At 39.5% G+C, this 25,612-nt stretch carries 30 protein-coding genes, 1 tRNA gene and 1 pseudogene; 18 read left to right on the top strand and 14 right to left on the bottom strand.

The features are described from left to right. Positions 1-129: 129 nt before the first annotated feature. A complete protein-coding gene (locus tag BLU58_RS15405; RefSeq protein WP_131849634.1) occupies positions 130-357 on the bottom strand; it encodes a NifU family protein in 228 nt (75 codons plus the stop codon). A gap of 427 nt (positions 358-784) precedes the next feature. On the opposite strand from BLU58_RS15405, the gene BLU58_RS15400 reads away from it, so the two are divergent. The 8 genes from BLU58_RS15400 to BLU58_RS15365 all read left to right on the top strand — a co-directional run bounded on the left by BLU58_RS15400 (position 785) and on the right by BLU58_RS15365 (position 6,096). Further along, entirely contained in the window at positions 785-2,011 is a 1,227-nt protein-coding gene (locus BLU58_RS15400) for a DNA polymerase IV (protein ID WP_093293619.1), read from the top strand. Further along, positions 2,008-2,349 (top strand): YolD-like family protein, encoded by a 342-nt coding sequence (locus BLU58_RS15395; RefSeq protein ID WP_093293616.1) that lies wholly within the window; start codon positions 2,008-2,010, stop codon positions 2,347-2,349. Before BLU58_RS15400 ends, BLU58_RS15395 begins: the two co-directional genes overlap by 4 nt. A 69-nt stretch (positions 2,350-2,418) precedes the next feature. After that, complete coding sequence (locus BLU58_RS15390; RefSeq protein WP_093293613.1) at positions 2,419-2,706, top strand: type II toxin-antitoxin system RelE/ParE family toxin; 288 nt, start codon at positions 2,419-2,421, stop codon at positions 2,704-2,706. Further along, a complete protein-coding gene (locus tag BLU58_RS15385) occupies positions 2,696-3,133 on the top strand; it encodes a GNAT family N-acetyltransferase (RefSeq protein WP_093293610.1) in 438 nt (145 codons plus the stop codon). Before BLU58_RS15390 ends, BLU58_RS15385 begins: the two co-directional genes overlap by 11 nt. 295 nt (positions 3,134-3,428) lie before the next feature. Then, complete coding sequence (locus BLU58_RS15380) at positions 3,429-4,355, top strand: PLP-dependent cysteine synthase family protein (RefSeq protein ID WP_093293608.1); 927 nt, start codon at positions 3,429-3,431, stop codon at positions 4,353-4,355. A gap of 5 nt (positions 4,356-4,360) precedes the next feature. Continuing rightward, complete coding sequence (locus BLU58_RS15375; RefSeq protein ID WP_093293605.1) at positions 4,361-5,515, top strand: bifunctional cystathionine gamma-lyase/homocysteine desulfhydrase; 1,155 nt, start codon at positions 4,361-4,363, stop codon at positions 5,513-5,515. Further along, positions 5,512-5,835 (top strand): DUF1462 family protein, encoded by a 324-nt coding sequence (locus tag BLU58_RS15370; RefSeq protein ID WP_255404748.1) that lies wholly within the window; start codon positions 5,512-5,514, stop codon positions 5,833-5,835. Before BLU58_RS15375 ends, BLU58_RS15370 begins: the two co-directional genes overlap by 4 nt. Before the next feature lie 21 nt (positions 5,836-5,856). Next, positions 5,857-6,096, top strand: coding sequence for a YuzB family protein (locus BLU58_RS15365; RefSeq protein WP_093293602.1), 240 nt, complete (start codon positions 5,857-5,859; stop codon positions 6,094-6,096). Positions 6,097-6,156: 60 nt separating this feature from the next. On the opposite strand, the gene mqnE is transcribed toward BLU58_RS15365, so the two are convergent. After that, on the bottom strand, positions 6,157-7,254 hold the full coding sequence (gene mqnE / locus BLU58_RS15360; RefSeq protein WP_093293599.1) for an aminofutalosine synthase MqnE: 1,098 nt from the start codon (positions 7,252-7,254) through the stop codon (positions 6,157-6,159). Between the two features lie 317 nt (positions 7,255-7,571). Here mqnE and BLU58_RS15355 point away from each other — a divergent pair, with 317 nt between their 5' ends. Both BLU58_RS15355 and BLU58_RS15350 read left to right on the top strand, forming a co-directional pair. Further along, positions 7,572-7,808, top strand: a complete 237-nt coding sequence (locus tag BLU58_RS15355) for an aspartyl-phosphate phosphatase Spo0E family protein (protein WP_255404747.1) — start codon at positions 7,572-7,574, stop codon at positions 7,806-7,808. 69 nt (positions 7,809-7,877) lie between these two features. After that, entirely contained in the window at positions 7,878-8,234 is a 357-nt protein-coding gene (locus BLU58_RS15350; RefSeq protein ID WP_093293593.1) for a HesB/IscA family protein, read from the top strand. A gap of 447 nt (positions 8,235-8,681) precedes the next feature. On the opposite strand, the gene BLU58_RS15340 is transcribed toward BLU58_RS15350, so the two are convergent. Beyond that, entirely contained in the window at positions 8,682-9,662 is a 981-nt protein-coding gene (locus tag BLU58_RS15340) for an NAD(P)/FAD-dependent oxidoreductase (RefSeq protein ID WP_255404746.1), read from the bottom strand. Positions 9,663-9,975: 313 nt separating this feature from the next. Here BLU58_RS15340 and BLU58_RS15335 point away from each other — a divergent pair, with 313 nt between their 5' ends. Further along, complete coding sequence (locus tag BLU58_RS15335; protein WP_093293588.1) at positions 9,976-11,166, top strand: NAD(P)/FAD-dependent oxidoreductase; 1,191 nt, start codon at positions 9,976-9,978, stop codon at positions 11,164-11,166. Positions 11,167-11,223: 57 nt separating this feature from the next. Here BLU58_RS15335 and BLU58_RS15330 read toward each other — a convergent pair whose 3' ends face one another. Further along, on the bottom strand, positions 11,224-11,994 hold the full coding sequence (locus BLU58_RS15330) for a chlorite dismutase family protein (protein WP_093293585.1): 771 nt from the start codon (positions 11,992-11,994) through the stop codon (positions 11,224-11,226). 169 nt (positions 11,995-12,163) lie between these two features. On the opposite strand from BLU58_RS15330, the gene BLU58_RS15325 reads away from it, so the two are divergent. After that, positions 12,164-12,442 carry a YuiB family protein gene (locus tag BLU58_RS15325; protein WP_093293582.1) on the top strand — a complete coding sequence of 93 codons (279 nt, stop codon included), beginning with the start codon at positions 12,164-12,166 and terminating at the stop codon, positions 12,440-12,442. An 81-nt stretch (positions 12,443-12,523) separates the two neighbouring features. Here BLU58_RS15325 and BLU58_RS15320 read toward each other — a convergent pair whose 3' ends face one another. Beyond that, the gene (locus BLU58_RS15320; RefSeq protein WP_093293580.1) at positions 12,524-12,997 is read right to left on the bottom strand and encodes a divergent PAP2 family protein; all 474 of its coding nucleotides are present in this window, start codon (positions 12,995-12,997) and stop codon (positions 12,524-12,526) included. A gap of 54 nt (positions 12,998-13,051) precedes the next feature. Further along, positions 13,052-13,711, bottom strand: a complete 660-nt coding sequence (locus tag BLU58_RS15315; RefSeq protein ID WP_093293578.1) for a hypothetical protein — start codon at positions 13,709-13,711, stop codon at positions 13,052-13,054. 443 nt (positions 13,712-14,154) lie between these two features. On the opposite strand from BLU58_RS15315, the gene BLU58_RS15310 reads away from it, so the two are divergent. After that, on the top strand, positions 14,155-15,591 hold the full coding sequence (locus BLU58_RS15310; RefSeq protein WP_093293622.1) for an amino acid permease: 1,437 nt from the start codon (positions 14,155-14,157) through the stop codon (positions 15,589-15,591). A 151-nt stretch (positions 15,592-15,742) separates the two neighbouring features. Then, positions 15,743-16,135, top strand: a complete 393-nt coding sequence (locus tag BLU58_RS15305; protein WP_093293576.1) for a hypothetical protein — start codon at positions 15,743-15,745, stop codon at positions 16,133-16,135. Here BLU58_RS15305 and BLU58_RS15300 read toward each other — a convergent pair. The 3 genes from BLU58_RS15300 to BLU58_RS15290 form a co-directional block, all read right to left on the bottom strand. Next, complete coding sequence (locus BLU58_RS15300; protein ID WP_093293574.1) at positions 16,128-17,525, bottom strand: sensor histidine kinase; 1,398 nt, start codon at positions 17,523-17,525, stop codon at positions 16,128-16,130. The genes BLU58_RS15305 and BLU58_RS15300 overlap by 8 nt on opposite strands. Next, a complete protein-coding gene (locus tag BLU58_RS15295) occupies positions 17,518-18,165 on the bottom strand; it encodes a response regulator transcription factor (protein WP_093293571.1) in 648 nt (215 codons plus the stop codon). The genes BLU58_RS15300 and BLU58_RS15295 overlap by 8 nt, the downstream gene beginning before the upstream one ends. 90 nt (positions 18,166-18,255) lie before the next feature. After that, a complete protein-coding gene (locus BLU58_RS15290; protein ID WP_093293569.1) occupies positions 18,256-19,173 on the bottom strand; it encodes a DUF5655 domain-containing protein in 918 nt (305 codons plus the stop codon). 202 nt (positions 19,174-19,375) lie between these two features. Between BLU58_RS15290 and BLU58_RS15285 the strand changes: the two genes are divergently transcribed. The 4 genes from BLU58_RS15285 to BLU58_RS15270 all read left to right on the top strand — a co-directional run bounded on the left by BLU58_RS15285 (position 19,376) and on the right by BLU58_RS15270 (position 22,921). Then, a tRNA-Leu gene (locus tag BLU58_RS15285) sits at positions 19,376-19,459 on the top strand. Positions 19,460-20,222: 763 nt separating this feature from the next. Then, positions 20,223-20,825 carry an FAD/NAD(P)-binding protein gene (locus tag BLU58_RS15280; RefSeq protein WP_093293566.1) on the top strand — a complete coding sequence of 201 codons (603 nt, stop codon included), beginning with the start codon at positions 20,223-20,225 and terminating at the stop codon, positions 20,823-20,825. A gap of 234 nt (positions 20,826-21,059) precedes the next feature. Further along, positions 21,060-21,719, top strand: coding sequence for an FAD/NAD(P)-binding protein (locus BLU58_RS15275; protein WP_176786715.1), 660 nt, complete (start codon positions 21,060-21,062; stop codon positions 21,717-21,719). Next, on the top strand, positions 21,716-22,921 hold the full coding sequence (locus BLU58_RS15270) for a multidrug effflux MFS transporter (RefSeq protein WP_093293561.1): 1,206 nt from the start codon (positions 21,716-21,718) through the stop codon (positions 22,919-22,921). The genes BLU58_RS15275 and BLU58_RS15270 overlap by 4 nt, the downstream gene beginning before the upstream one ends. A 479-nt stretch (positions 22,922-23,400) precedes the next feature. On the opposite strand, the gene BLU58_RS17060 is transcribed toward BLU58_RS15270, so the two are convergent. From BLU58_RS17060 to BLU58_RS17055, 5 genes and pseudogenes are all read right to left on the bottom strand, one after another. Continuing rightward, entirely contained in the window at positions 23,401-23,523 is a 123-nt protein-coding gene (locus BLU58_RS17060) for a hypothetical protein (protein WP_369813823.1), read from the bottom strand. Then, positions 23,493-23,732, bottom strand: a complete 240-nt coding sequence (locus BLU58_RS15265; protein WP_093293559.1) for a hypothetical protein — start codon at positions 23,730-23,732, stop codon at positions 23,493-23,495. The genes BLU58_RS17060 and BLU58_RS15265 overlap by 31 nt, the downstream gene beginning before the upstream one ends. A gap of 189 nt (positions 23,733-23,921) precedes the next feature. Continuing rightward, the gene (locus tag BLU58_RS15260) at positions 23,922-24,257 is read right to left on the bottom strand and encodes a hypothetical protein (protein ID WP_093293556.1); all 336 of its coding nucleotides are present in this window, start codon (positions 24,255-24,257) and stop codon (positions 23,922-23,924) included. A gap of 13 nt (positions 24,258-24,270) precedes the next feature. Next, entirely contained in the window at positions 24,271-24,612 is a 342-nt protein-coding gene (locus tag BLU58_RS15255; RefSeq protein WP_093293554.1) for a hypothetical protein, read from the bottom strand. Positions 24,613-24,625: 13 nt separating this feature from the next. After that, a pseudogene (locus BLU58_RS17055) lies at positions 24,626-25,612 on the bottom strand (hypothetical protein); the annotation flags it as partial.

The following is a 25,612-nucleotide window of genomic DNA, read 5'->3' as shown; positions in this document are numbered from 1 at the left end:
CTTCTAATTTAGTTTCTACTGAATACTTAGCCATAGAAAAAACACCTCCAACTGTTGGGTTTTAATTTCGTGTCCAACAATTGGGGTGCAGTTCATTCATGGTTTTTACTAGATAGCCTTTCCTTATGATTAAAGTGCTTGTTCGACTTCCCGTACTTCTGGAATCTCTTCCATCAATGCACGTTCAATACCTGCTTTTAGTGTAATCGTAGAACTTGGGCAGGATCCACAAGCGCCAAGCAGACGCACGCGAACGATGCCGTCTTCGATTTCAACTAGTTCAACATCGCCACCGTCACGTTGAATATATGGACGTAATTTATCTAAAACCTCTTGTACGCGTTCTTCTAACGTCATATTTGTCATACTCCCTTCGAGTCAACAATCCCTCACAGGTGAGAATTGTTCTTAATTAGTTGATAACCTCATTGTAGGGTTTTTGTTAGAGAAAAGCAATCTGCTTTTCTCTAGAGATGAATAGATAACATATGTATGGGAATGTTGTTTGACCAAAATCAAGGCATAAAAAGGCGATTGATCTGTTTAGACTGTAGACCCATCTCCTTGATGCTTTCATTCTTATGGAAGTAGCCTCGAAAGAGGTTCGCCAGCTACCATTGCAGATATCACGTTTTGAACCAAACTCATCCCAAAACTCCTTGATATGAGAGGGATTCAACCATTTTATAAGAATTTAGGTGTCTCTGGAAATATTTATGACTTATATACGAACGTATATTCGCATATACTAGAGCCACTAAGATATGTAAGAAGGTGGAACCGGATGATTCTATTGGTCGATATGGAGTCTTTCTACTGTAGCGTGGAGAAGTCGCTACAGCCCGATTTATGGAACAAGCCGACAATCGTTTGTGGCGATCCCGAACGGAGAAGTGGCATCGTACTAGCAGCCTGTCCTCTTGCGAAGGCTCGTGGAGTGAAGACAGCCCAACCTCTTTGGGAAGCTCTAAATCAATGTCCAAACGTAACTGTCTTGAGACCACATATGCAACTTTACATAAATACATCTCTGAGGATTACGAAGATTTTAGAACGGTTTAGTGATCGTGTAGAGCCGTATAGTATAGACGAAATTTTCCTTGATGTATCAGGATGTGAGCGGCTATTTGGCCCACCAAAGGAGATGGCAGAACAGATTCAAAATGCGATTCAATCAGAGGTGCAGATTAGGGCAAGAGTAGGAATCGGTCCAACGAAAGTGTTATCGAAAATGGCTTGTGATAACTTTGCGAAAAGAAATTTTTTCGGGGTCTTTCAATTAGATGAATCTAACTTGGAGCAGAGACTGTGGCCATTACCGATCGGCTCAATGTTTGGTGTAGGTAGTCGGATGAGAAGGCATTTTGAGCAGATGCGAATTCAAACGATTGGACAACTCGCCAACTATCCGTTGGATCGACTAAAAGCTAGGTGGGGTATCAATGGTCATGTGTTGTGGTTGACAGCCAACGGAATAGATACTTCTCCAGTTACAAGCAAATCCTTTCAGCGACCGAAAAGGATTGGTCATCAGATGACTCTACCCCGTGACTATCGAAAATTTGAAGGAGAAATCGACGTTGTGTTGCTGGAAATCTGCGAAGATGTGTGTAGACGGGTACGTGGTCATCAACTAATCGGTAGAACGGTTCACGTTGGGGTTAGGGGGGCTAACTTTGATATACCTACTGGTTTCCACCGCCAGTTGAGTATGCCTGACGCAACAAACGAAACGATGTTGGTGTATCAATATGCCAAAGAGTTATTCCAATGCCATTGGGATCGAGAGCCAATTAGAGCAATTGGATTGTCATTGAGTAATCTTCAATCGGATACAGTCGTACAGCTGGATTTGTTCGATCAAAAAAAAGAGCAGCGGAAGAAGTTAGGTTACATAATTGATGGGATTAAGGAACGCTACGGAGCTTCTGCGGTCATTCGTGCCTCTTCACTTACCAAGGCGGGTCAAGCGTTCGAGAGGGGCGAGAAGATTGGAGGTCACTTCAAATGAAGGGAAACGAGCTGAACCGGGGAAATCTACTGTGGGAGTCTAGCAGAATGTTCCTGATCGAGCATCGTGAACAGCTTATCGATCAACGTCGCAAGCAAAAAGAGTACGTCCCACCTGTGCTAGATGAACAAAAATTGGATGAGCTGAACCAACTTCTGAATCAGGCTTATCAGGATGATCGAGTGGTAATCGCAACATATGTGGGGAAATATGAACCGAAAACATTTAGTGGATTTGTGGAGAGAGTGGATCTGCATGCAAGAAAATTCCTCCTGGTGAATGGTACCTATGAAAAGTGGCTATCCTTTCAGACGACATTAAACATTGAATGGGCTTGAAAGGGGAATAGATAATGTGCGGACGGTTTAGCTTGTCTAGCATTTTCGACATACAGGAACGATTCGGCTATGAAAATGAAACACCACTTCATCAGAGGTACAATGTGGCTCCTCCAACCATTAAAAAAACTGTATTTGGAAGCGATACAAGCTATCTCCGCCAATCCTTATATGGGCGGGCTAAAGATAGGAGATTTATCTGGTATATATGGATATGACATCAAATACAAGGGAATCAACTATGAGTTGGCATACCGAGTCTTTGAAGACGATGAAGGAAATATGATTCTGGTGATCATGTGTGGAATGGATGGGAGATATGTTAAAGGAAGGACTGATTTTACTAATGGAAATTAGGAAACCTAATGATTCAGAACTTAAAGATATTATTTTACTATCGCCCCAAGCTGTATTTGATGGCACCTTAGGTAAAGTAAAACCTACAAATGAAAAGATTAAACACCTTGTTGAACCCTTGCTGGAAAAAGGGGGCTATTATTTAATAGCAACAGAGAACGAAAAAATAATGGGCTGGATTCTTCTAGGTGTAAGTAAAGATCAATTTACTGAAAAGATGCATGGATTTATTTATGAACTATTTGTCAGAGAGGAATTCAGAGGAAATGGAATTTCCAAATGGTTATTGAGAACAGCATTTGAACACCTAAGACAAGATGGATACTCTGAAGTCCGTCTAAGTGCATTTGTGGGGAATAAGGCTATTAAACTTTACGAAAAAATGGGCTTTAACATAAGAACAGTTTCTATGAGTTTGTCATTATAAGCAACATCTCTGTTTGGCAAGACTAGATTCTTCATATGTTTTCAGGGGTAATCCAGCTCGCTTACCAGATATGTTTAAGTATGGTTTGTAAATGGTTTATCTTTAATAAAATAGATATATTATTTGGAGTATGTATAGATCATATATTGATTTTAAGGCTAGAGAAAGTAGATTTAAGGTTGTAAGCCTATTGTTTTTTAGCGTGTTTCCCCTTTTTTTACCCCTAGTAAATTGATAAGATAAATGTAAGTTTACTTTATTTAAAAATGTTTAATTCAATGGAAGAAGGTACTATATGAAAAAGATATACCGAACTGTGAAAGAGTTAATCGGACAAACTCCGATTGTTCAATTACATGATTCCCGTATTCCAACCGGGATTGAAGTATATGCCAAGCTGGAGTTTATGAATCCGGGTGGCAGTGTGAAGGATCGCTTGGGTATGGCATTAATTGCAGAGGGGGAGCGAACAGGGAAGCTGCAACCAGGTGGGACCATTATCGAACCTACTGCAGGAAATACGGGAATTGGAGTGGCATTAGCGGCTGTAGGGACTGGATATCGAGTTATGTTTGTGGTTCCAGAGAAGTTTTCTCAAGAAAAACAAGAGTTAATGAGAGCATTGGGAGCAGAAGTTGTCAATACACCGACAGAAGAGGGAATTAAGGGAGCGATTCGCAAGTGTCAAGAATTAGCAGAGGAGATTCCAGGCTCTTATGTGCCCCAACAGTTTGCGAATCCAGCTAATCCAAAAATTCATTATGGGACGACAGGCCCTGAGATCTGGGAGCAACTGGATAACAAAGTAGATATTATCGTAGCTGGAGCGGGTTCAGCAGGAACCTTTGTCGGGGTCGCGAAGTATCTAAAAGAAAAAGACCCGAAAGTGAAAGCGGTTATTGTAGAACCAGAGGGCTCTATTTTAGGTGGGGGAGAAGCAGGTTCTCATAAGGCAGAGGGAATTGGATTAGAATTTATACCGCCTTATTTTGAACATGATTTAGTTGATCAAATATATACAGTAGATGATGTGGATTCTTTCGGGCTGGTGGCAGACTTAGCACGTGAGCAGGGATTACTGGTAGGGAGTTCGTCAGGAGCTGCTTATTATGCTGCATTGGAAGAGGCGAAGAAGGCAGTGCTAGGGACGAGGATTGTTGTGATATTTCCAGATGGTTCGGATCGATATTTAAGTAAAAAAATCTATCAAGGTGGGGTGTAAGTGAGATGAAAATGGATACAAAATTAATTCACGGTGGGATTTTTGGAGATGAACATACTGGGGCTGTCAGTGTTCCGATTTATCAAGTGTCCACTTATAAACAAGATGGAGTAGGAAATCATAAAGGATTTGAATACTCTCGGACAGGCAATCCAACGCGTCATGCGCTTGAGGTATTCATTGCAGACTTGGAAAATGGAACTCGTGGATTTGCATTTTCATCAGGTATGGCAGCGATTTCATCAATTGTTAGTTTATTTAGTCAAGGAGATCATCTAGTAGTTGGGGATGATATCTACGGCGGCACATATCGTGTATTAAGCAAAGTCTTTAACCGGTTTGGAATTGAAAGTACGTTAGTAGACACAAGTGTACTATCTAATGTAGAAGCGGCGATTCGTCCTAATACGAAAGCGATCTATATGGAAACGCCAAGTAATCCATTACTAAAAGTGACTGATATAAAAGGACTTGCAGCCATTGCCAAAAAATATAATTTGTTTAGTATCGTGGATAATACGTTTCTAACTCCTTACTGGCAAAATCCACTTGATTTAGGCGCCGATATGGTTCTTCATAGTGCTACGAAATACTTAGGTGGACATAGCGATGTGGTTGCTGGTTTAGTGGCAGTAAAAGATGAAGAACTAGGTGAGCAGTTGCATTTTGTCCAAAATTCAATCGGGGCGGTACTGGGACCACAGGATTCGTGGCTGCTTATCAGAGGATTGAAGACACTTGGATTACGGATGAAAGCGCATGAAGAGAATGCGCTTCAATTAGCAAAGTGGCTCTCCAAGCATGATCAAGTAAGTAAGGTTTATTATCCCGGACTTGAAACCCATACAGGACATGAAATAGCTAGTATGCAGGCAAGAGGATATGGTGGGATTATCTCCTTTGATGTAGGAAGCGAAGAGCGGGCGAATCAAATTTTAAGTAAAACGAAATATTTTACTTTAGCTGAGAGTTTAGGAGCAGTGGAAAGCTTGATTTCGGTACCTGCTCGTATGACTCACGCATCGATTCCAGCAGAAAGGCGTGCTGAACTAGGGATTACAGACGGTCTCATTCGGATTAGTGTTGGAGTAGAGGATGTAGAAGATTTGATCCAAGATTTAGCACAAGCAATGGAAGTGACTGCGGGGAGTAATGTGTGAATGATACGTCCATAGTCGAGGTTCTGGTGTACGGGACTAAAGAAAATTGCTCCAGCTGCGTTACCTTACCTTCTGCTGTCGAAACAGCTAGTTGGCTAGAAGCGGCTTTGCTAAGAAAATTTGGAGGACAGGTAAAAGTCCGTTATATCGATATCTGTGCTCCTGAAAACGAGATAGATCAGGTGTTTTCTAACCGTATTATCGAGGAGAATCTATGGTATCCCATTGTGGTGATTCAAGGTGAGATTCTCGCGGAGGGGAATCCGAAATTAAGGGCATTGTATCAATATATTGAGGATCTAGGTGTAAAACCGATTTGAAGAGTGAAAGGGTAGAGGACTGTGCGGCCACTCATTGAGTTTTGTGTAAACAACGTAACTCCAGAGTTAGCAGAAGTGAAAAAGAAGCTCGAAACGAACCTCGATTATGATGTGCTGGATTATGGATGTTTAGGGTATTGTGGAATTTGTGCCACACAGCCTTATGCCCTAGTTAACGGTGATATGATCAAAGCTGATACAGCCGAGGAGCTACTCATTGCTATTTATAAGGCAATTGATGAGATGGAGATTCGTTTTTAGGAATCAAAAAAGAGGAGATGGTTATCGTAACCATTTCCTCTTTTTATGAAAACAATCGTTCTACTTCTTCATTGCAGGTTCGAATACTTTAATTTCATTATAGAATGTATCGCGCTCGACTGGAATTCGATCTGCACCTTGAATCAGCCAGACAAGTTCATCACGGGTCAATGCACTCTGAGTAAGGGCTCCGACGGCATGACTAATTCGTTCTTCCACTAGAGTCCCATGGATATCGGAAACTCCATAATGCATGGATAGCTGAGTAAGCTGTGTGCCGATATTGATCCAGTAGGCCTTCACGTGTGGGAAGTTGTCCAACATGAGGCGGCTAATGGCTAGAGTACGCATATCGTCCATTGCAGATGTTCGGCGACGAATTCCTGCGTTGATGCTACGTGGCTGCATAGCAAGTGGGATAAATACAAGATAACCGTTGGTTTCGTCTTGTAATTCACGAACTCGCATCATGTGGATGAGGCGCTCTTCCTTCGTCTCGATGGATCCGTATAACATGGTAGCATGCGTTTTTAGTCCGAGGTTATGGGCAATATGGTGCGCTTCTAACCATTCATCGGTGCTTGCTTTATCGGGACTCATTTTTTCTCGATACCGCTCGGTAAGAATTTCCGCTCCGCCACCAGGCATGGTATCTAGACCGGCGTTTATAAGAGCACGTAGAACTTCCTCAGGTGATTGTCCGCTAATCTTCGCGAAAAATTGAATTTCCGCCCCTGTATATGCCTTTATGGTTACATTTGGATAATTCTTTTTTAAAATCGAGATGGTATCGAGATAGTAATCAAATGGGACTTTATGGTTGTGCCCACCTACTATATGAAACTCACGAATATTGTCTGTCATTCGGTGTCCGACATATTCTAATAGTTCCTCAGGAGACATCGTATAGGCGCCCTCTTCTCCTGGGTCACGGCGGAACCCACAAAACGAACATTTTGCTTCACATACGTTCGTAGGATTAATATACATATTTTGAATAAAGTACACCTTTTTACCATTACGGCTCAGGTTTACTTCATTAGCTAACTGTGCGATCGAGAGCAGATCTGGCGTTTCATATAAGTACAAACCATCTTGTAGAGTTAAACGCTCACCATGGCGTACTTTTTCTGTGATTTCCTGGAATCGGGTATCCATTTTGACCTCTTCCCCTCTCAAGTCATAAAAAATAAGACGAAACATGCTATGATATTGATGAGCTCGATAACGATTTTCGACTTTGAAAGATGACCTCATTCTAACATAATCGAACGAAAGATGTAATTGGTATCGAAGAAAGAGGGAATTTGGTCAGCTACTACCTTTCGTGTCAGTGTTTGTCTACATCAATCATACAGAAAATAACAATTTAGAAAAAAATGTAAAAAAGTGGTTCCGTTTTGTCGGAGGAATGGTGTATACTAGAAAATGGTAGATAGTCCACTTTTAGAAGTATAAAGGGGGGGTTTCCGTTGTTGAAGCGGAAACTAGAGGAGAAGATTGAGGTCGTTAGACTGAAGATGGAAGACACAGCCAAAATAATGGGAATAGGTCACCCAATTGTTTATCAGTTAAGTGTTGAGCTTGATCAACTTCATAACGAATGGCATCGCATGTGCGGAGGTAAGAAGAAAAATATCTACAAAATTCGCAAAAATCATATTCATGTGAAAGAGTGTTCAGCCATCGAAATGTATCAATATGTAGGCTAATTCTTTGTAAGTAGCTTGAATTGTTCGCCTCCTGAGAAGTATACTTGATTTACGGGAGGGTGAATTCCAATGATTGAATTAACAGAGGAAGCTGTACTTAAAGTCAAAGAAATGTTAACTGATACAGATAATCCAGAGCAACAATTCTTGCGTGTAGGTGTTACCCAAGGCGGTTGCAGTGGTCTTTCATATAGTTTGGGTTTTGATGAACAGCAAAATCCAGGTGATACGGTACTCGATCTACATGGGGTGAAAGTAATTATCGATGAAACGAGTCGCCCCATTCTTGCTGGCACCGTTATCGATTATAAAGAGTCCATGATGGGTGGCGGTTTTAGCATTGAAAATCCTAATGCCATCGCAAACTGTGGCTGTGGTTCATCGTTCCGAACGGCAACAGAGGCTGGAAAACCAGGAGATTGCTAATAAAAATGAGAAAAAGTCTTCTTTCAGAAGTGGTCATCTGAAAGAAGACTTTTTCCTTGTTACTAAGGGTTATTCTCCACGCTCGGAGACGATATCAATCATGGTATAACCACATGTAGGACAGTATAGTTGATGAGGACATTGGTGATTCTCTAGGTCAGAGAATCCATTTGTCATTTTCATCTGGTCGATTTCTTCGTAAGGGCTATAGTTGCCCATTAGGAAGGAAATGGGTCCATAGTCGATTAGTAAAGTGGTGCAGGTGGGGCACGTTTCGGAAATTTGATTGGTAAATCCGTTGCAGAGTGGGCACATATAGGACACGTTTTGGAACCTACCTTATCTTAGAAGAAGATGATATGTAGTAGGCTTCCAAAATGATGTGGATTCATACATGTCAAGATGATATCAGTTTACAGTGGATGTAAGCCTATTTATGGACTATATCTAAAACGACATACTCGAACTATGTCCCGGTTGCACTTTTGCCGCAGGGTCAATGTATCGTTTCGCATGATTAATTGCGGTTGGTGCTTCACCGAATCCGACTGCAATTAACTTCACTTTCCCTGGATAATGCGCGATATCCCCAGCTGCATAGATGCCCGAGATATTGGTCTCCATACTGGAATTAACTAGGATTCCGCCATTTTCTACTTGTAGGCCCCAGTTTGCAATAGGTCCCAATGAGGAAACGAAACCATAACTTATAATAAGAGCATCTGCATGGACTTCTTCTGTGATCCCTAGTTTCTGGTTGCTGAGTGTTATGGAAGTAATTTGGCTCCCACCATGTAACTTTGTAATTTCTCGTGGTGTAATGACCTGTACAGAGGACTGCTCAAGGAGTTCGACACTATGTTCATGAGCGCGGAATTTATCTCGACGGTGGACCAACGTAACACTTTTGGCAACGGGTTCGAGCATAAGGGCCCAGTCTAAGGCTGAGTCCCCGCCGCCCGCGATGACTACGTCTAGTCCTGTAAAGCGTGAAACATCGTTTACAAAGTAAAAAAGATTTGCTTGCTCGAATCGAGTTGCATTCGGGAGTGAAATGCGTCTTGGTTCAAAAGCACCACAGCCGGCTGTAATGATGATAGATTTGGAATAATGTGTTTGCTTGTTGGTGACGATCTCAAATAATTGTTCGTCTCTCTTATGAACTTCCATTACTTTCTCATCTAGACAATATTCAGGTTTGAATATAGAGGACTGTTCTATTAACTGATCGACAAGTTCTTGCGCTGTCACTTTTGGAAACCCAGCTACATCATAAATGTACTTATCTGGATAAAGAGTCGATAACTGTCCACCTAGTTGAGGCATGCTTTCGATTACTTTGACCGAAGATTTTCGCATTCCGGCATAAAAGGCAGCAAATAGTCCAGTAGGCCCTCCGCCAATAATCGTAATATCTGTAGGAATCAAGGATTTTTCCTCCAAGGGTTAATTGATTTGGAATATAAAAAAAACTTAGAAACATTATACCAGAAAATGAACGGTTTTTCTTACTTATTTCTGTATCGGATAGATAAAACGCATAACATTTTAAAATAATCTTTTCATGGCTATAAAACAAAATAACGGACACAATATATACAAAATCCCTTGCCAAATGTCTAAAGAGGTCATATGATAAGGTTTGGTATAGTATAAGGAACTCGTTGTTGGGCCTACATTTCGTAGTTTGTGAGAGAATAAACATATTTTGGTATGTGTAATAAGTAAATGGATGTGATGAATAGTGGCAACACCTAAGATTCTGGTTCTAGGCGCAGGTTACGGCGGTCTTATGACTGTGAAGGGTTTAACGAGAAGCCTTGGAGCTTCTGATGCTGAGATTACATTGGTGAATCAAAACCCTTATCATTACTTTACTACCGAGTTGCATAAACCTGCAGCTGGTACGGCTCATCATGATCACGCACGTGTAAACATTGCTTCCGTGATCAATACAAACCGTATAAACTTTGTCGTAGATCGTGTAACTTCGATCAATCCAAGTGAAAATAAGGTTTATTTGGAAAATCATACCTTGGATTACGATCACTTAGTGATTGGGCTAGGAAGTGCCCCAGAGACATTTGGAATCAAAGGTCTTTTGGAGAATGCCTTCTTTATCCGCAACATTGATAGTGTGCGCATGATCCGTGAGCATATGGAATATATGTTTGCTCGCTATAAAAATGATCCAAAAGAAGAGTATCTTACGATTGTAGTGGGTGGCGCAGGATTTACAGGGATTGAGTATGTGGGTGAGTTGGTAGATCGACTTCCAGAACTCTGCCGTGAATACGATCTTCCACAAGAAAAGCTACGGATTGTAAATATTGAAGCAGCACCCACTGTCTTACCTGGTTTTGATCAAGCGCTTATTGACTATGCTGTAGAATACCTAAAAGGAAAAGGTGTAGAATTCTACCTTGGCGTACCGATTGAAGAGTGTACAAAAGATGGAGTTGTTTTAAAAGGCGGAGAAGAGATTAAGTCGTCTACTGTCGTCTGGACTGGCGGAGTTCGTGGTAACAAGCTGGTTGAGGAATCAGGCATTGAGACCATGCGTGGCCGTGTGAAAGTAGATGAAAATCTACGTGCTCCAGGTCATGATAACATCTATGTGTTAGGCGATAGCTCATTAGTCATTCCAAAAGAAGGCGAGCGTCCGTACCCTCCAACTGCACAGATTTCTACTCAACAAGGCCAATACCTTGGTAAGCACTTGCCTCAATTAATGAGAGGGGAAAGTGTTCACGCATTCCAATATGCACCTAAGGGAACGGTTGCTTCTTTAGGGAATCGTGTAGCAATTGGAGTTGTGGGGTCCAAAAAATTATTCGGTGGTTCGGCGAGCTTTATGAAGAAACTAATCGATCTTCGTTGGTTGTTTCTATTAGGTGGAATTTCACTTGTTCTTCGTAAAGGGAAACTATAGGTAAACAAAGTAAAAGCACTCTCCGCGATGGAAGAGTGCTTTTACTTTGTTTATTATTTATAAAGTGTTTAATGCATTCATAACATCAGCGTGTGAGATACAAGTAAACATCGGTACATCACGCAATGTGTAGCGGCTTGCCTCAGTTTCACGTAGGTCTTGCACTAATTGTAAGAAGTCTTTTGGATCATCAGTCTCAAACGCCACGACAAACTCGTGATCGTCAATCCCGAAGCTATAAGTCGTATTTAGTTTAACCGACGGATAACGGCCCCCTACTTGAATATGCTCATCCATCATCCCTTGGCGGGCTGGGAAGGAGAGTTGATACCAATCGCGCGTCTTAATAAAAGGATAAACAAATAAGTATTTGGATTGCCCTGGAATGATATGGGTACGTGGGTTCTGATGTTCAGGGTCCATTTTATCTACATAAACACTACGTTTGGTAATGGATAGATACGAATACGTAATGGTTAAATATTTCCCTAGACCCGTATGCATGAGTTCGGAGGTCATTTTTTGGAATGTCTCTAACTCACTTGCAATTCTCCAAAGCATTAATTCTGCATCGGGCCGAATTCCTACCATCGAATAAGAGAGAATAAAATTCCCTTTCATTCCTTGATATTCTTTTACAACGGCTGCGAATTCTGCCTTCCCTTGCTCTTGATCTTCTTGCGAGAGACGACGCCAAGCAGGATCTACTTTAAAGAAAGAGAAATTTACATATTGGGTTGGTAACTGTGGACGTGGGGTCCCTTCAGCAGAAGATGGAGCGGATCCAGGACGCCCTGCAAAAGATGGTCTACCTTGTTGTGGTCTCATTCTTCATTCCTCACTTTTTGAGTAGCCTATTTGTTCAACTATGAACAAGATCATCCTTATTGTGCCAAAGAAACTACCAAAACGCAAACGTTTTAGAGTTGACCCATAGAATGAGGTTGAGTAAGATAGAGTTGGTTTTGTTATTAAGCTTGGAACGGAGGATTAGTAGATGAACTATGCAGACTTGCCCCTTTCAGTGCCACAACTAGCCGTTTCTATTATTCTGTTACTTGTTTTCTTCTTTGGGATTGGCTTTATTTTAAATATGATTCTTAAAACGACTTGGCTACCCATTATCGTGTACGTAGGGTTTGTTGCTTATATTGCACTTCAAATGAAACAAATACATGTAGTGGATGTCTCATGGTTACTGGCCGGACTTGTAGGTGCTGTTGCCAGTGGATGGACCATTCAAACATTACGAGTCAAGGGGTATAAGATGTTTTAATAGAATCAGCATACATGGAAACCAAAAACAGCCCAGGCCTTGTTACGCTAACAAGACGTGAGCTGTTTTTGGTTTTCCTTTTTAATACCAAACCATGTACATGATCAAGGCTACAAAAATCCCGAACCAAGCACCTACAAATACTTCGATCGGCTTGTGTCCTAAGATTTCCTTTAGCCGATTTCGATGTTCCAAATTTAACTTGGACGTTCGAATTTCATGGAGTAAGGCCGTGAAGTCGTCAATAAGTTGATTGATAGCCTGGGCTTGCATACCTGCTTGCCTGCGAACCCCAGTCGCATCATACATGACAATGATTCCAATAATGGTGGCAATGGCAAAAGAAGTTGTATCAAATCCTTGTGTTATCCCGATTGCTGTTGCCAGTGAGGTTACTGCTGAGGTGTGTCCGCTAGGCATTCCCCCCGAGAGATAGAACCATCTCCAATTCCACTTTCGATGTAGGGAGAAATTCCATAGGACTTTTACGAACTGGGCCAAGAAAATGGCAGTAACAGAAGTCCATAGGCAAAAATTATCGAAGAGAGCAAACAATGTAATATCCCCCTTTCCCTTCGATGTAAGTTACCTAAGAGTTTATTTCAAGGTTTACTTGGTTTTATCAACATATACTTGATAAGCTTTTAGTTCCGTTTTAATTTGATTCTCTAATTGGCCTATCAGTTTATTTAATTTATCATATTCTTCCTTCATGCTCTTTTGAGTGCTCAGCTTTCCTTGGCTGAGCTCAAGGTAAAGGGCATGTTCTTGCTTTAATATAAGTTCGCTTTGCTGATAGACCTGCTCTCTTAGACTCGTAGTCTCCTCTAATTGGGAGATGAGTTCAGAAGCAGAGGCCCGATAACCAGATGGGAGATCGTTCAGTTGTTGCTTTAACTCTGGAAAGATGGCTTTACTTTTTGTAAGCTCTGCTTTTTGAAGCTCCGTTGTTTTCTGTTGTTCCTCAATTAATTTAACGATTTGATTCAGTGCATCTTTATTGTCTTCAATTGCAGGTTTTAAAGCAAGAACCATGTCCTTTTCTTTTTTAAAGCTTTCCGAAGACTTAGCAGATAATTCCCCATACTTTAGATTATGATTTTGTACTTGAGTAATCTTTTTATTAAACTCACCTACAGCTCCATTATGTAGAAAGAGCATATATCCGATAGCTAAAACGACAGCGCCTACCCCGATCACTATTGATAAAAAGGGTAATTTTTTTTTGAAATCGAATTTTCTATTCTCAAACTTAGATTTTCTGCTCATTATAAAACCTTCTTTTCTATTAATATGATCTATAAATTATATACGATACTTTTTTCTCATTTGGATGGATTTGAGGCATGAAAGTGAATTTTTCATCCTATATACACAATATAATATCCATATTCGCGAAAGTAATGAATCCTTATCGAATGATAATGACAAATTTATGCAAATGAATGCTTCTTCATGAATGGGTAATATGGTTAAATATGAATTGGATACATACCAGCTACAACATAAGTGGATATGGATTGGAAAAGTATATGCATTGATATATAGGTAATGGAAACGTTTGCATAATAGAGGTAAGAAATTTTACAAAAAAAACCTGTATACAACAAATATAAATAAATATAAAATCATGCTAGTACTTATGAAATGACATAAATTTGACACTATCATTTATTTTGACATTATCTTCTATAAAGGGGAATCGAATCATGATGGAGACAACTCAGAACGGTCTCAAACGTTCCATGAAAAGCCGTCACTTGTTTATGATTGCACTTGGCGGAGTACTGGGAACAGGTTTCTTTAATATGTCAGGGTATGCCATTCAAACAGCTGGTCCACTTGGATCCGTACTGGCATATCTCATTGGCGGACTCATTATGTATTTTGTGATGCTATGCTTAGGTGAATTATCAGTAGCGATGCCCACGGCTGGCTCCTTTCAAGAGTACTCCACCCGTTTCATTGGTCCATCTCATGGCTTCGTCGTAGGCTGGCTATACTGGTTAGGATGGGCGGCAACAGTAGCCCTAGAGCTTGTTATGATTGGTGGGGCTATGCAACGTTGGTTCCCAGCTGTCGACCTTGAGATATGGGCTGTTTTATTTGGATCAGTTATGTTCTTAGTAAATGCATTCTCAGGACGCAGTTTTGCCGAAGCAGAGTTTTGGTTTGCAAGTATTAAGATTTCTGCGGTGGTATTGTTTATTCTCATTGGTGGAGCGGCGATATTTGGTTTGATCGATATAAAAAGTGCAAGCTCGGCCCCATTATTCTCTAATTTTACAAAAGATGGATTATTCCCAACTGGGATTGGTTCTATCTTCATTACGATGCTTGCAGTAAACTTTGCCTTCCAAGGAACAGAGTTAGTCGGAGTGGCAGCAGGAGAATCGAAAGATCCAGAGCGTGTGATCCCACGCGCGATTCGTCAAACTGTATGGCGCACCATCTTATTCTTTGGCCTTGCAATGACCGTACTAAATGCTATCGTACCCTTTAAGCAAGCGGGCGTACTCGAAAGTCCATTTGTTTTTGCCCTCGAACAAGTAGGTGTTCCTTATGCCGCAGACATTATGAATGCAGTCGTATTAATTGCTCTACTTTCCGTAGCGAACTCAGGGTTATATGCAGCGAGCCGTATGCTCTACTCTCTATCCCATAATAAAATGGCTCCCAAAGCACTTGGAAAGGTGAATGCCAAAGGAACGCCATTTATCGCTCTACTCATCAGCTTTGCAGTAGCATGTCTTTCATTCTTAACGAAATATTTTCCAGCTATTAAAGTGTATGAAAGCCTGATGAATATCGCGGGTATGACCGCTATTCTCTCTTGGATCATGATTTGTGCATCCCAATTCTTTTTCCGCCGTAAATATCTTGCACAAGGTGGAAAAGTAGAGGATCTAAAATATCGTACACCGTTATATCCGTTTGTACCGATCTTCGGCTTCATTTGTTGTGTAGTAGTATTTGTAAGTAACTGGTTTGATGATGCTACCAAAATCTACGTGCAATATGGTGTGCCTGCGGTGCTGGCGATGTACCTTGTTTACTTCTTGTTTATGAGGAAGAATGGCGAGGAAATCAAGAAGCAGAAAGCGGATTTCATGTCGATTATCAATATAAAGAGAAAAGAAAAGGCTTAATTCAATGGGATGGATAAAGCTCTGCTGGTAGTGAATAATATATATCGATAAACAAAGGGAGTTCTCCATACGGAGGCTCTTTTTTATGTTTGTGATGAGGCTTCATTGGAGAAGATTTAGAGGAAGAGATTCGATTAGGAGGATGAAAGGCATGAGAAAGAAGTGGACAATTAGTTTCCTCGCATTCGCGTTATCGCTATCGATTACAATAGATGTGTTTGCAGCAACATCCTTTGTTGGGGATACACACCATGGTTCCTGGTATTCTGATAATCCAGAGAATCAGGCGGCATTTGGACCTATGAATACAATGTACTCAAAGTTGCGTTGGAATATCTATAAAAATGATCCTAGTAGTTCTGCGGGGCTCTGCATGGAGGTGCAGCAACAAAAAAACGGTGTTTGGTATGATACAAAGGATAAAAAATGTGGGACAAACATTACGATCACCCATAGAGCGTACCAAGATACTCAATACAGGATTAAAGTAACCCCTTCTTTTGGAGGTACTCAATTTCAAGGTTCAGTAGAAGGGGTTAGGTAGTTATGTTATCCCGTGTTTTTGGGAAATAGATATAAAACTGAATGGTGCTATCGAATAGTCGGACCCCATACTCTATTTGATGACGTTGTAAAATCGATTGAACGATTGCCAAACCAAGCCCCGTTCCGAATTTATCTTTGTTGCGAGAGAATTCACCTACATAAAAAGGTTCCCAGATTCGGGTGATATCCGTTGAATTTGGCAGGCTGGTTTGATTTTCTACTGTGAAAAGGACATCATCATTTATTTCATCCATGTTGATGTGAATCGTTGGTCCTTCTGTGTATTTGATCGCATTGCTTATTAGATTATTTAACACTTTCTCGATTTTACTAGGATCAGCATATATTCGAATAGATGGATGTATTTTTGTGTGGATATCTAGACCAATTTGTTTTTGGTTCATTTCAATCTGATATTTTTCCAAACAAGAGTGAACAAGTGGGATCAAGTTAAAATCTGTCTTTTTTAGTTCTTCCCGCTCCACTCTTGAAAACTCTAATAACTCATCAATCAAGGAAGATACGTTATCGATCTGTCTTATAATCGTCGGTAGATATGTACCATCGTCCAGCCCATCTTGAATTCCTACAGAATATGCTTTCATTAAAGCCAAAGGAGTTTTCAGTTCATGCGTAATATCAGACATAAACCGTTTTAGATTTTGGTTTTTCTTTTTCAAGCCTTCGTGGGCTATTTTTAATTCATCACTCATTTTATTAATACTATCAGCTAATTCTTCTATCTCATCATTGGTTTTTATATTTACTTTTTTGAAGTCGAGCTGAGAAATATCTTGCGAAATATCCGTTAATACCTTTAAAGGATTTGTAATTTTGCGTGACCATATCCAAACTAAAAAGAGAAGTATAGACATCGCAAATCCAAAAGTATAAATCATAAATGTATTAATTACCTCAGCTGCTTCACGAAAATGAACGATCGAAACACCCACAACCATAATCAAGTTGTCTTTCTCGATCAGGCTTGTCGAAAAGCTCGACTTGAGCTTTCCTTGATCATACAATACATATTGGTTTTGTCCTTCCCTTACTTGTTGTAAGGTATCCTTAGTAATCCAAAATCGATTTAGACTGATTTTTTTCTTGGCTAGCTTCTCACGTAGCTGCCAATTCAGATCATCTTCATTATCTAGAATCTTTTCATATACAATCGTTACATTGTATTTCTCTTCTAGGTTTCGAACGAATACCTCTAAATTTGGAGTAGGAGTTGTTTCTATTTCGTGTGCAACGGCTTGTAATTCTTTTTTTATTTGGTATTGATAGTACCGGGGTAGGAGAAAGTAGTTAGTCAGCATAGACAGCGTAAAAAGGAAAAGAATCGAAACAGAAATGGCGATAGCTAATTTTCTTCCAAGTTTATTCATCTACATTCTCCAAACTATACCCTAAACCTCGATGCGTTTTAATGAGATTTGAGCCGATTTTTTCTCGTAATCTTCTTACATGTGTATCAACTGTTCGCTCATCCCCTACATAATCCATTCCCCATACGAGATCTAATAGATCTTTTCGAGTCAAGATCTTCCCCTTGTTTCGTAGAAAGCAACTCACTAAATCTAATTCTTTCTTCGTTGCTTGTACATCTTGCTCACTTCTATATATTTTCTTTGCCTGGAAATCAATTTTTATATCTCCAAGGTATGCTACTTTATCTTCTTGCATTAGCTTCTTAGCTCTCATCAATAGGACCCCAGGATGAAATGGTTTCTTTATGTAGTCATCTGCTCCCATATTTAATGCTAGTAACTCGTCTTCATCTTCACTTTTTGCGGTTAGCATTAAAACTTTCACATGACTATTCTTCTTAATCTCTTTACATATACTTAAACCACTAACGTGTGGCATCATCCAATCTAAAACAACTAAGTCAATCTTGTTACTGTAAAAAAGGTCGAGTGCCTGCTCTCCATCTTCAGCGAGAAACACAGAGTATCCTTCACGTTCGAAGTAAGCTTTTAGGATTTTTAACATGTCTTTTTCATCATCTACAATTAAAACGTTCATAGTCCCTCCGTGGTATTTACTAGTTTCTAAGAAGTGTATCCGAATCGAGAAGGCAGAATACTACCCCTGGAACTGGTAATTCCCCCGAGATTAACTAACGTCATAAGCCATGCTGATGAGGTGCTTTGCTCTTTCGATATCTGCATCACTTGTGATGGCAACTTCCAAGTTCCCAGTACCAAAATGTCCTATGTTCCTGACATCACGAGTAAAGCCGTTTTCCAACGTAACTTGATCCGGATTTACTTTTACATATAGCAATATTCGGCCTGTTTGTGGATGTATTTCAAGGCATACAAAGTTTTTAATCCGCTTAAATGCGATGTAATGCTTTAGAATTTTGATTTGTACATCATCGCCTAGGGCCATCATATAGGCTTTTAATGCTTCATATCTATCGGTAATTTGCGTATTGGCTTGTTCCAAATAATCGGAAACGGTTTTTACTTTTACACTAACATTACGTTGATTTTCTGTCTGTTCGTTGATATGCATGGTTTGTGCAGTGGTTGCGTTCACTAATTCAAGCAATAGTAGTCCTTCATCGTAATACTTATAAACATATAGTTCGATGTTCCGATGAATCTGTTCGACTGCATGACGATCAAATTTAGTAAAGCCACCTGCTATACATAATAAGCGTGGACTGCTCCACTCTATAGCATTCGATACTTCAATGCCATATGTACGCATAACCATTAACTCAAATTCTGCTTTATGATCGAGTAGCCAATCAAGATAAAAAAGTCCTTGTGTGACAACGTTTTCATTTACAGCTCGCTTATATTCGATAATGACAGGTGAATTATTTTCGTCAATGCCTAACGTATCGATTCGGCCTGCATGTTTTTTGCCCGTATTGTATTCGGTAGCAAGAAATCGTACGCCTAAAAATGTTTCTAAATGTTGCTCCAGTATATTTTGTAATGATTTCTCAACCGTAACGGATCGTCCTGCTAGTTCTTCCGCAGAGTCATCGTAAATGCGGAACAGCTTAATATCGCTCAACTATATTCCCTCCTGATCATAAATAGTATATCATTCTTAACTATTATAATCTTCCCTCTATAGCGCATTGATTACAACTCCTTAATAACCCCCATTGTTTTGAATGTGAAAGATTCATAGAGATTTTGTTGACATAGAATGAAATGTGATGTTATTATCAATAAAGTAGTTCGCATGAGCGAATGATTATCTAAAATGATATGCCGAAGTGGCGGAATGGCAGACGCGCGCGACTCAAAATCGCGTTCCGCGAGGAGTGTGGGTTCGAGTCCCACCTTCGGTACCAGAAACCGTTAAAAGACGAGGGGTTCACCGATTTGGGGACGCTTTTTTTGTGTGTTTTTTCGCAAAAATGATCGTGCGAAAGAGAAAGGCGCAGTTGACGGTATGAATTGTCCTTTGGTTCAAACTAGGGGGCATTTTTTTATGTCAAGACGTTCGAATAATCTTTCAAGTACTGTGCATCTCTAATCATCAGTGGAGCAAATTGAGTCTTTCGAAGTGCTGTTAAAATCGTTCCTCCGAGACGGAAGGATTCGGAATTTAAGCGAACACACAATCAAGTATTACCGTATTGAACTGGCTAAGTTCCTAAAGAGACTGCGGATGGATTCGTCACCATCAGAGATGTAAAAGGGATCAAGGAAAGGAATGGTCCTATCCAACGTACAATGAAAAAACAATTGTCACTGTATTTGAAAATCAGAGGGCAATTAGACATGATTTTCTATTTGTCACTATCGATAACGACCCTATCTGAGATGAATCTCATACAGTGGAAGTTCTTAAAGAATTGGCTAAGAGACTAGATGATAAAGGAGTACAGAGAATCAAATATCATAACATTGTAGCGGGTGATGAATGACATCTGACTTTATCAAATTAAAAAAGTAATCCGATTAAGAACATGTGATTAAATTGATTTAATAATATATCTATTTAGGAATTATATTACAAATAACTCATGAAATCATTATTGAATTAAATGTTTTTATATACTAAAATACATTCAACCTATAAGTAAATCTATCTAGGAAGAAGGGTAAACCGTGGAAAAATCAAATTTTCCTGTTTGTACGAAGATCGCAATTATTGGTGGTGGGGCATCCGGTGTTGCGCTCTTAAAAAAATTGATAGATTCTTTAATAGATAATATGGATTCAAAAATCGAAATATCAATATTTGAAAAAAATGATAGTTTAGGTCCTGGTTTAGCATATCAAGATGATGTATTAACTTCTTTAATAAATAGGGATGCCAAGTTAATGTCCATCGACTCTGATAACCCTCGAGATTTCATTGAGTGGGTTTCTAATATCCTTCATTTGAACGAAGAGATAAAAACCACTTTTCTACCGAGAGCCTTATTTGGAATGTACTTACAAGAGTCACTACGTGGAATCGTTCAAATCGCAAAGAGGAAAGGGATAAAACTCCATATCTCAAAAAATGAGATCATTGAAATCACAAAAATAAAACAACAATATATGTTAAAAACAAGAGATAGGGAGTTTATGATTTTTGATCAAGTAGCTATATGTATTGGTAATACTCTATCGCAAGATCCATTTCAACTTAGAGGACAAAATCATTACATTCAAAATCCATACCCTCTTCGAGAAAAGCTGGAGAATATTCCAACTAATTCATGAGTTGGAATTATAGGTTCAGGACTTACTGCTGTCGATATCGTTTTAGCATTACGGAAACAAGATCATAATGCTTCTATCTCTCTTCTTTCTAGAAACGGAGAATTACCACGAGTTAGAGGGATTACTCGACCTGTTAAATTACAAGTTTTAACTAGAGAAAATTTACAAAAGCATCATAGTCTTTCGCTAATCCAATTGACTAAATTAGTTAAACAAGAGTTCGAATCTCACAACTTGAATTGGAGAGAATTGTTTAGAGAGAACGAAACTAATTCTGTAGATCAGTTGCGCGAGGAAATTCTAACCTCCAATGAGTTTAATCTTACTCAAAGTCTTTTGATAGCTTTAAATGAATCGATAGAGAACATGTGGAATTCCCTTTCTCTCTACGATCAACATACATTTATTAGAAAGTACCATCGTCGATTTATGAACTTACGCAATCCAATGCCTCCAGCTAGTGCTAAAAAGATGCTTTTATTATTTGAAACAGGAAAATTAGAAATATGTTCAGGTCTTCAACATCTCAACTATTATCAAGATGAAACTTTCTATGCCTTGTTTAAAAATGGACTAGAATGTGAATTTGATTGGATCATTAATGCTACTGGAGCTAGTCGATTTATAAATAGTGAAAGTCGTACATCCTTGATCGGCTCCATGTTGAATAACCGATTAGCAAAAGAACATCCTATGGGGGGAATAGAGGTAGAGTTTGATTCTTTACAAGTTATTGGGAAGACTGGACAACTAAATCATCATCTATATGCACTAGGACATCTGACTTCTGGAACTTATTACTATACAAGTTCGTTAGAGATAATATCTAAACAAGCAAAGAAGATTGTTGGTCACATGGTGGGAAATCTAACAAAGGAACCTATTTTACTATGACAACCAAAAAAGAGGGAATTATCATCATTAGTCTACTTATTACTTTAGTTTGCCTTCCACAAGCATCAATAGGATTGTATTTACCTTCTCTACCTCATATGATTCAGGAATTTCACGCTCAAGCATCTGACCTTCAACTAACAATAAGTATTTACATGATAGGGTATTCCTGCTCGATGTTAATTTGCGGAACATTATCTGATCGCTGGGGAAGAAAACCTGTAATCATAGGCGGATTAATCATCTATGTTATAGCTACTGTTATTTGTTTAAGTAGTTCTTCTATTACTATTATAATATTAGGAAGGTTCCTTCAAGCTTTGGGTGGTTGTTGTGGGACTGTCGTGGCTCGTGTTATTGCCAAAGATATTTTTCCAGAGAAAATACAAGTGACTGTTTTAACCTACCTGTCTACAGCAATAGCACTTACTCCTGCCATAGCTCCTATTCTGGGCGGTTGGTTAGAGAGTCAATTTGGATGGAGAATGGCTTTTTGGACTTTGCTTGTTTTTGCATCCTTAATTTTAGTTATGGTTCTCTGTATACTCCCCGAAACAAACAAGACGTTAAAACAAGATGCATTTCAACTAAAAGTATTATGTGGGCAATATAAACGATTACTTTCCCACAGGCATTTTATTGGTTACAGTCTTGCAATCAGTCTTGCATGGTGTGCATATTATAGCTTTATTCAGACCTCTTCATTTGTATTTCAACAAATTTATCATGTAAGTCCAATTCAATATGGTTGGATTTATGCCACTATTATTATAGGTTATTTGTTGGGAACAGTCGTTACACGGAAAGGATCAAAGAAGATCCCTCTTGAAAAATTGATTTTAATTCTAAGTTCTTTTGCCCTCGCTTTTGCTATACTACTAGCTATAGTAAGTTTAATCGAATCTGATTCGTATTGGTTAGTCGTCATCCCCATTGGATTTATGATGATTGGAATAGGAGGGATTTTTCCAGCTTGCCAAGCAGCGGTCATGAAGCCTTTTAATGAAATTGCTGGAACAGCTTCTGGACTATTCTTTTTTATTCAAATGATTTCAGGAGCTCTTTGTGGGCTGATTTTAGGTCAAGTAAAGCTCACGACACCAGCTCCCATGATCTCAGCCATATTATTATCTTGTGTGATTTTATTTCTTTCTTATTACTTTATCATGTTTAGAAAGCAGTCAGTTAAAGCATTAAACTAAATACATTACATATTGATTTCACAACTGTAAAGAATTTTTATTCTAATTACTAGAGATGAGCTATTTTGCTAAATAACCGCATCTCGGCGGTTATTTCAGACTGTAGACAAAACCCTTCTGAAAAACACAATCAGAAGGGTTTTGTCTACAGTCTGAGTCACTTTAGATGAAAAAGTGACATTTTTTATTTATTAACAAGTATATTTATTCAGTTGTGAAGGGAGAGAGAGGAAGGGGAAGTAAAATGAAATTCCACCACCCCCAAAGCCCCCTCTGGCAGGGTTGCGACTAGTGGATGGGGTTACGTAATATATTTTTGAACTCGGGTAGTGGATAGTCAACACTAGATATGGTCTCGTTGACTCCCCATCTTTGGGGAACGTAAATATAGGATTATTCCACTGATCTAAATTGAGCGGTGAGCATGTAACGGTATCCTATTTAAAAAGGTCCATGTATTGATTTAGTCCTTGAAGTTCTTATTGTGAATTGTCTTTAGCTTTATTACCACAGATCAATTCAGCAATCCCTTGTACCCGCTCAATATTTACTCCATTCCTAGATTCCACTGCTAATGGATGATCGGTAGGTTCAAGCTCAATATATGGCCTAATACCGTCTGGTCTGGTATGAACCTTTGCTTTTCATCTCGCCACGGTGCCCTCGCTTGAAACCGCATAGCCTCCGTATTCGTTTCTTGAATCTTGAGTGCCATACGTTGAGTCTGTGTATTAACTGCAACCGTCACTCCTATAATACTAGAATGATCAGAATACCTAACAGCATACCTACGAGTGTCCATTTTATCCATTTCATTTAAACGTCGCTATCCTCTCGATTCACTAATATAAGAATCTTATACCAGATGGCGAAATATTTACGCTTCTTCATCAAAGAAAAAGAAACAAGGTGGTAAACCCCATCTCCCAAGTTTTAATGTTTGATTTGATTAAAAGGGGCAGTGTAGATGAACTATATCTGCCCCTTGATCTATCGATTATTAAACCCTAGGTCTCAAAGAGACAAATTGAATTGATCCCTCTGTAAAAACCTCCATACTCGGATCAAAAGTATCACCACCCGGATTATGCCGAACAAACTGAGTAAAGCCTGAGAGAGTCAATTCTGATTCAGACGGCTTACACTCCTTTAAATCTGTGATTACGAAAAGACTATTATCGTCTAGTTCGATCATAAGCCACCGAGGACGGCCTGCAACAAAAGTAAGACGATATACATTATCATAAGGTCTTCCATTCCAGCCAGTAGGTAAAATGAGACCCGCACATAACTGTTCTTGAAACCATTGCTCAATTTCTTTTACTACCTTATCCATTTCAATTCCCTCACTAACGTTTTGGGGCGAGAAATTGTACAGATCCTTCTTTGTATACCTTATGGTAAGTGTCCCCCACAACAATACACTGAGAAAAGTCAAAGAATCTCAAGACCGTTTCACTTTTAGTGTCAGTTCGCTGAAATCCTTTTAAGTCTGTAAAAATAAAAAGGCCATATTGATCTAATTCAAGTAGGAGCTTACTAGGACGATGTGCGAGAAACTGCAAACGATGAATGTTGTCATATGGACGACCATCCCAACCAGTAGGTAGCATAAGCCATGTCGCTTCATTTTCTTCAAACCAATCTCTAATTTCTACTACTACCTTCTCTAAATTTAATTCTGTTGACATACACCCTACCTCCTCATTTAATTGGAACATCTCGAGTTGCTCCAAACCACTCTTCTTTCGCCGGATATGGTAATAATATCTGATCTCCGCCTCCAGGATATTCAATTCCCGTATCTTTTGCTGTCTGAGGTGCTACTTTCCCTATATTAATGGTAGTACCTTTAGGAATTGTAATTGTAACCTCTTTTTCCATCGTATTTCCCCACTCAGGTAATAGAGCACTGTCCCTTTGTACTTGCACACGGCTTTTGGCTGGTGAGGTCGTAGCAAATGAACCAACTTTTAAAGCCCCTCGTTCACCTTCCTTATTACCATAAACACGATACAGAGTAATCTCTTCATTCGTTACTACAGTTCGATATTGACTTTTGGTGAAAGTGGGAATATCACCTTTCCAAATCAACTGTTGATCAATTATTGTAACCTTATCATCAATACCTGTAGGAAATTCCGTCTTACTAGCAAGAAACTCCCCCTCAGCAAATCGTTCCTCAATGGTTTTTTGTTTAATATTCCCTTCCTCTAAAGCCTTTGAACCATTTCCGCTTTCGCCTTTAACAAACCAATTAAGAAAATCACCAAACTTAGTATCCCCGATCTTTTCATTAGCGAAGTTTTGAAAGGTTGATCTATCGACGGTCTGCACGACTGTCTTAGCGAAAGGGTTTGGAAGGTCATTAATAAAGTTGACCAAAGGCGGTGCTAACTTCCCACCTCCGAAGATGAGGGCCATAGAGAATCCGCCTGTGACGATTGCTTTTTTCCAGTCAATTTTACGGTTATATAGCACATCTTCTAGAGCTGAATCGTGTACTCCCATTGCCCCGAAACCAAGTAGATTACCAAGCTTCGATGCGATGGTGGGAGCAAATCGGGAGATAACGGAAGTCAAGGCTTTTGAAACTAACCCTCCAAATACACCACCTGCTGCTCCGATCAATCCACCAGTAAATATGCTTTTACAAATATCTTTGAAGCTTCCACCTTCGAGCCATGTAAG

The sequence above is a fragment of the Thermoactinomyces sp. DSM 45892 genome, from assembly GCF_900107305.1.
Lineage (GTDB): Bacteria > Bacillota > Bacilli > Thermoactinomycetales > Thermoactinomycetaceae > Baia.
This window is presented reverse-complemented; position numbering and strand designations above follow the sequence as displayed.